General features: G+C 64.9%; 5 protein-coding genes. 3 read left to right on the top strand and 2 right to left on the bottom strand.

Translation table 11 applies throughout. The annotated features are described in order from the left end of the window. Positions 1-201 precede the first annotated feature (201 nt). Both EOA38_RS24175 and EOA38_RS24170 read right to left on the bottom strand, forming a co-directional pair. Positions 202-1,989, bottom strand: coding sequence for a bifunctional alpha/beta hydrolase/class I SAM-dependent methyltransferase (locus EOA38_RS24175; protein ID WP_189350115.1), 1,788 nt, complete (start codon positions 1,987-1,989; stop codon positions 202-204). Positions 1,990-2,025: 36 nt separating this feature from the next. Continuing rightward, entirely contained in the window at positions 2,026-2,634 is a 609-nt protein-coding gene (locus EOA38_RS24170) for a CDP-alcohol phosphatidyltransferase family protein (RefSeq protein WP_126094429.1), read from the bottom strand. 351 nt (positions 2,635-2,985) lie between these two features. On the opposite strand from EOA38_RS24170, the gene EOA38_RS24165 reads away from it, so the two are divergent. From EOA38_RS24165 to EOA38_RS24155, 3 genes are all read left to right on the top strand, one after another. Next, positions 2,986-3,459 (top strand): MarR family transcriptional regulator, encoded by a 474-nt coding sequence (locus EOA38_RS24165; RefSeq protein WP_126095943.1) that lies wholly within the window; start codon positions 2,986-2,988, stop codon positions 3,457-3,459. Further along, complete coding sequence (locus EOA38_RS24160) at positions 3,456-4,634, top strand: HlyD family secretion protein (protein WP_126094428.1); 1,179 nt, start codon at positions 3,456-3,458, stop codon at positions 4,632-4,634. Before EOA38_RS24165 ends, EOA38_RS24160 begins: the two co-directional genes overlap by 4 nt. 292 nt (positions 4,635-4,926) lie before the next feature. Beyond that, a complete protein-coding gene (locus EOA38_RS24155) occupies positions 4,927-6,459 on the top strand; it encodes a DHA2 family efflux MFS transporter permease subunit (protein ID WP_126094427.1) in 1,533 nt (510 codons plus the stop codon). The last annotated feature ends 124 nt before the right edge of the window (positions 6,460-6,583 follow it).

Raw genomic sequence — 6,583 nt, 5'->3', positions numbered from 1 at the left:
GCCGTAGGTCGAATAGAAGAGTGGCGCGAGCAACGTGAGCCAAAGCGCTGCCCGGACGACGACACGCCCATAGGGCTCGGCGGATGTGGAGACTGCAAGGCGCGGGGGCTCGGCACTGGTGGGCATGCGTGGGCGGTCCTAGAGCATGATGCCGAAAAGTGTGAAGCGGTTTTCGGACGACATCATGCTCTATCTCTTGATTTAAAGCCGCCTTGCCAACGAGACGGTGAAGATGCCCCATTGGTCGATGCGCTGGTCGAGCTTCTCGAAGCCGGCCGCCTCGACCAGCTGGTCCATCTCGCCTTGCGTGCGCCGCCGCATCACCCAGGCCTGGCCGCCGCGATGCGAGGTTAGGCTGCGCGCGATCATTTCGAGCTGCGGATGCCAGGGCTGGTTGGTGTAGATCAGCAGGCTGCCGGGCTGCATGGCGCGGGCAAGGCCGCCGAGCGAGCGCGCAATCAGCGCGTTGTCGGCGAAGAGTTCGTAAAGGCCGGAGACGATCGCGAGATCCGGCGCCGGGTCGAGCGCCGCCAGCCCGTCGCCGTCGAAGGCGTCGGCGCGCTGGAAAGACACGCTCGCCGGCAATCGCCGCTCGGCGATCAGCTTGCGTCCGAGCTCGACATTGAGGTCGGAATAGTCCCGCAGGCGCACGCTGGCCGGCTGCTCGGTGCTCTTGCCGATCGCGTCCAGCAGGTAGCGGCCGTGGCCGGCGGCGATGTCAAGGATATGGCCGGGCCGTCCGGCGGCCTTGAGCGTTGCCAGCGACGAGCCGATCAGCTCTTCGAGGTTGAGCTTGCGCTGGCGGATCCCTCGCCAGCCGATGGCATCGAGGAAGGTCCGGTCGACCGCGCGGCCGATCGGCCCGAGACCGCGCGCCTCGTTCTCATAGACATAGTCCAGCGTCGAACCGGAATCGAAACCGGTGCTGACGCCGATCTTCATGCCTCGCGAGAACCAACTGCCGATGCGGATGGACGCGCGGCTCATTGCCCAATAGAGGCCCTTTGGCGACAGGAGATCGAGCGGCGAGGCGAGCCGGTCGGCCTCGTCGCGCGTATAGCCGGCGATATCGGCCTGTTTCAGGTCGACGGCAGGCGCCGGTGTCTGGAACTGCGCTTCGAGGAAGGGCCGGATCAAATCGAGCGCCTTCTCGCGGTCGCGTTCGCCCAGCGTGTCATGGAAGAAGCCCGGCAGAACATGCCGCTCCTTGATGCGGCTGCCGAGATTGACGAAGAATTCGTGCTGCGGCGCGGGCCGCACCACCCAGTCGCTGCCCGATAGGAGAAGCTGCGTCGGCACGGTGATGGCGCGGGCATCGGAAACGATGCGCGCCGCGTGCTGGTAGAGCTCGACCAGGATATTCGACGCGATCGGCCTTGTGATCAGCTTGTCGCTTTCGAAGGAAGCGATGCGCACCGGGTCATGGGTCAGCAGCTTCGCCTTGACATAGGAATTGACGAAGAAGCGCCCCTTGATCTTCTGCCAGAGCGCGATGCCTTCCTTGGCGAAGGGGACGTAGAGCTTGACCGAGAAGGCGGGCGAGGCGAGCACCATGGCGCGCAGTTTCGGCGCGTAGTCGTGCACCCACGCCGCGGCAAGCACCGCGCCGAAGGACTGCGCGACGAGCGCGATATCCCGCACGGCAATGCCGTCCCTGGCGGCGATCTCGCGCATGAAGCAGTCGATGTCGCGCAAAAGCGCCGAAAAGGACGGCGCATAGCCGCGCTCGCCGGCGGAGCGGCCGTTGCCGCGGGCATCCCAGGCATAGAAGGCGTGGTCGGGCATGCTGAGTTCATCGACGAGATGCGCCATGCGGCCGCCATGCTCGTGGCCGCGATGGAAGAGCACGACCGCGCCCTTGGCATCGGCCGATGCCGCCGGCCAGAAGCGATAGAATATCTCCGTGCCGTCATGGCTGCGGAAGGTGCGTTCCTGCGCCTGCCGCGCAAGGCTTTCCGCCGGCGCTGCGGCGATCTGTTCGTGAAGCATGGTGTCTCCCTCGGGCGGCATGGCTAGCCTCGATGCTCAGCCGCTGCTGCCAATAAGACCGGCGCGTATCCGGTTTATGGCGGTCAGCAGCGACAGCGTAGCCATGGCCGGAAACACAAATGGCGCGATCGCCGCCGGCCAGAAGCCGGCGGCGGCGAGCACCGCGACCACGCCCAGCGCCAGCGCCCTGTCGCTCTTGCCGAACGGTCCGGCGTAGTTTCGCCCGATCCCGGCGGCGATGCCGAGCACGCCGGCGAACTCGGTGAGCGCCGCGGCGATGGCAAAGGCGACGACGCCCCAGGCGCCGAATTGAGGGAAGGCGGCAAACGGCAGAATCAGCGCGAGATCCGAGACGACGTCGCAGATTTCGTTGAGATACATGCCGAGCGTCGAGGCCTGGCCATGCTCCCGCGCCAGCATGCCGTCGATGGCGTTGAGCGCCATGCGCGCGAAAAGCACGACGGGAATGAGGAAGAGCGGCGCGCGCCAGGCGGGCAACGCCGCGATAGCCGTTCCGGCCGCGACGGAGAGCAGGGCTGCCAGAATGGTTATTTTGTTGGCCGTCACGCCCATTGCGGCCAGCCTGCCGACCAGCGGCCGCAGCCTGTCCTGGAAAGCCGGTTTCAGCGCATAGAGCGTCGGCATTGTGCTGATCCCCCGATCCACGGCGTAAGCTGTATCACGAAGATGCCGAACGGCGCCAGCATACCAGCTAAAACACAGTGAATTTCAGGTGGTTGGCATCCCGCTGTGAAGGCATCGCCTCAGGCCGTCGCCGCTGCCCGTCCATACAGCGCTAATGCATGTCGCCCAAAAGTGCGCAGCGGTTTTGGGAGAACGACATGCAAACCAATGACCTAAAGCGCGTCGCCTCAATTCGTTTTCAGCGCGACGCGCTTTAGCCATGAGCGCTCCGCTTGCTTGCCATGTCGATTTCCGGCTTCTGGAACAATGCGCTCTCTTGAATAGTAAGCACGCTTATTATATATGCCGCTCATGGTTTCGGATGGCATCGACAGATTGGGATTTTTGATCCACGACGTGCAGCGCCTGATGCGCAAGCGCTTCGAGGCGCGCGCCAGCGGGCTCGGCCTGTCGTCGGCGCAATGGCGGCTTCTGGTCCGCGTCGCCAAGGAGGCGGGTGTCGCCCAGGCGCGGCTTGCCGAGCTGCTCGAGATCGAGCCGATCAGCGTCTCGCGCCTTGTCGACAGGATGGAAGAGGGCGGCTGGATCGAGCGCCGCCAGGACGCGACCGACCGGCGTGTGCGCATGATCTTCCCAACCGAGAAGGCAAATGCGGCCTATGCCGACGTCAAGAGCCTTGCCGGCGAGGTCTATGAGGAATCGCTCACCGGCGTGTCGCCGGAAGACCGGCGCATCCTGATCCGGGTGCTGGACACCATCGTGCAGAATCTGACGGACGGCGAAGCGTCGTCGCTGGAAAAGAATACGGAAGGCACAGCAGCATGAACGCGGCAGCCAAGATGGAAGACAACGTCACCAAGCTGGAAATGGAAGCGCCGGCGCAGCCGGCACCAGGTCCGGTTTCGGTGGCGCCGGTACCGCAGCCGGCTCCCGCGCCGAAGAAGAAGCGCCGCACCGGCCGCTTCCTTTTGATGGTCGCCCTGCCGCTGGCGCTGCTCGCCGGTGGCGCCTATGTCTGGGTGACCGGCGGACGCTATCAGGAGACCGAGAACGCCAACCTGCAGCAGGCCAGGATTTCGATCGCCTCCGATACGGCCGGCCGCATCGTCCAGGTCGGCATCGCCGATAACCAGACCGTCAAGCAGGGCGATCTTCTCTTCGTCATCGACCCCGAGCCCTATCGCATAGCGCTCGCCCAGGCCGACGCGGCGGTTGCCGCGGCGCGCCTCAATGTCGAGCAACTCCGCGCCGCCTACAGCCAGGCCATGGCGCAGGAAAAGTCGGCCGGCAGCGAGGTCGACTATGCGCAGTCGCAATATGATCGCGCCGCCGATCTCGCCCAGAAAGGCATCAACGCCAAGTCATCGTTGGATGAGGCCCGCAACGACCTCGACAAGGCCAAGCAGCAGTTGGCGGTTGCTCAGCAGGGCATCGTCAGCGCCAAGGCCGCGCTCGGCGGCAACCCGGACATCGAGACCGACAAGCATCCGACCGTGATGTCGGCTTTAGCCGCGCGCGACAAGGCCGCTTACGACCTCGCGCAGACCACGGTGAAGGCGCCGGCCGACGGCGTGGTCTACCAGGCCTCGTCCTTCAAGGTCGGCCAGTATGTCGCCGTCGGCACGCCGCTGTTTGCGCTGGTCGAGACCGGCGACATCTGGATCGACGCCAATTTCAAGGAAACCCAGCTTACCCATATGAAGCCGGGCCAGAAGGCCGAGATCGTGGTCGACACCTATCCGGGCAGGACCTTCGAGGCGACCGTCAAGGCGATCGGCGCCGGCACCGGCGCGGAGTTCTCGCTGCTGCCTGCCCAGAACGCCACCGGCAACTGGGTCAAGGTCACCCAGCGCATCCCCGTGCGCCTGGAGCTGACCGACCCCGATGCCAGGATGGCGCTGCGCACCGGCATGAGCGCGACGGTCACCGTCGACACCGGCGTGGCGCGCGGCCTGCCGTCGATCTTCGGTCACGCAACGGCCGGCGAGCCAGAGCAATAGGATGGAAAAACAAAGAGTTGGAGCAGGGGATTGGTCTGATGGAAGGCGTGGGAAAGCAAGGCGTTCGAGACGCGCCGCACCGCGGCTTTGACCGAAGCTGAAGCTTTCGACACGGGCCCGTCGGTCCTCAGGTTTCCGGGCGGCAGGCATCCCGCTCGAATAGAGACTTTCGGTCGATGTAACCCCCACATCGATCCTCGCGTCCCACCGCGATGAGGGTCTCTCAACGGAAGGCCTTGCCGCCCGGAAACCTAATGTACACGTTTTCGTTACCTGCTGGAAGTTCAGCACCATGAGCACGCCCGAACCCTTCAAAGAGGTCCCGCATCGCGGCCTGATCACGGTCGCGCTCATGCTGGCGACGATCATGCAGGCGCTCGACACCACGATCGCCAATGTCGCGCTGCCGACCATGACCGGCGACCTCGGCGCATCGCCCGACAACATCAACTGGGTGCTGACCTCCTATATCGTCGCCGCCGCGATCATGACGCCGGTGACCGGCTGGCTTGCCGACCGGTTTGGCCGCAAGGAGCTATTCCTCGCCTCGGTGGTCGGGTTCACCATCTTCTCCATGCTTTGCGGCCTGGCCTGGAGCCTCGATACGATAGTGCTGTTTCGCCTGCTGCAGGGCATGTTCGGCGCGGCGATCGTGCCGCTGTCGCAGACCTTCCTGCTCGACATCAACCCGAAAGAGCGCCACGGCCAGGCGATGGCGATCTGGGGCGCCGGCATTATGCTCGGGCCGATCCTGGGGCCGACGCTGGGCGGCTGGCTGACGGAAAATTTCAACTGGCGCTGGGTGTTCTTCATCAACCTGCCGGTCGGCATCCTCGCCTTCCTCGGCATGGCCGCCTATCTGCCGGTCATCGCCAAGCGCGTGCGCGGCTTCGACTTCTTCGGCTTCGCCATGATCTCGCTCGGCGTCGGCGCGCTGCAGCTCCTGCTCGATCGCGGCGGCGAGGTAGACTGGTTCAATTCGGCCGAGATCTGGATCGAGCTCGCTCTTTCGCTCACCGGCTTCTGGGTGTTCGCCATCCACACGGTGACGGCCGAGCATCCCTTCATCGATCCAAAGATATTCCTCGACCGCAATTTCGTGACCGGCCTGGGCTTCATCTTCGTCATGGGCGTGCTGATCCTGGCCTCGATGTCGCTCTTGCCGCCGATGTTGGCCAATATCTTCGGCTACCCGACCGTGACGATCGGCGTCGTGCTGGGGCCGCGCGGCATCGGCACGATGATCTCGATGCTGGTCGTCGGCCGCATCATGCACAGGATCGATGCGAGGATCCTCGTCGCCATAGGCTTCCTCCTCACAGCGCAGTCGCTCTACACCATGGCGAGCTTCACGCCGCAGATGGACAACTGGCTGATCATCTCTTCGGGCGTCATCCAGGGTCTCGGCATGGGCATGGTGTTCGTGCCGCTGTCGACGGTCGCCTTCGCTACGCTCGACGCGCGCTACCGCACCGACGCCACCTCGCTGTTCAGCCTGGTGCGCAATCTGGGTTCCTCGATCGGCGTGTCGGTGGTCGCGGCGCTGATGGTGCGCAACACGCAGGTGAACCACACCGAGCTGTCGGCCTTCATCAACACGTACAACCCGAACCTGTGGGCCGCCTCGCCGGCCGCCGCAGGCGGCGATCCCGCCGCGCTTTCGCAGGTCGACAGGCTGGTGAACGTCCAGTCGATGATGATCTCCTACATCAACGACTTCAAAATCCTGATGGTGATGACGCTGATTGCCGTTCCGTTCGTCATCCTGCTGCGCAAGCCGAAGGCGGCTCCGGCCAGTGGCGGGCCTGCTGCACATATGGATTGATCTCCATTCGCGCTGCCCCTGCGACGCCGGAGATTGGCGAAGGTGGCCGACCGCGGGGTCTCCCCCCTTGAGGGGGGAGACCCCGCGGTCGGCCACCTTCGCCAATCTCCGGCGTCGCAGGGGC

The organism is Mesorhizobium sp. M1E.F.Ca.ET.041.01.1.1 (assembly GCF_003997355.1).
Taxonomy (GTDB): Bacteria; Pseudomonadota; Alphaproteobacteria; order Rhizobiales; family Rhizobiaceae; genus Mesorhizobium.
This window is presented reverse-complemented; position numbering and strand designations above follow the sequence as displayed.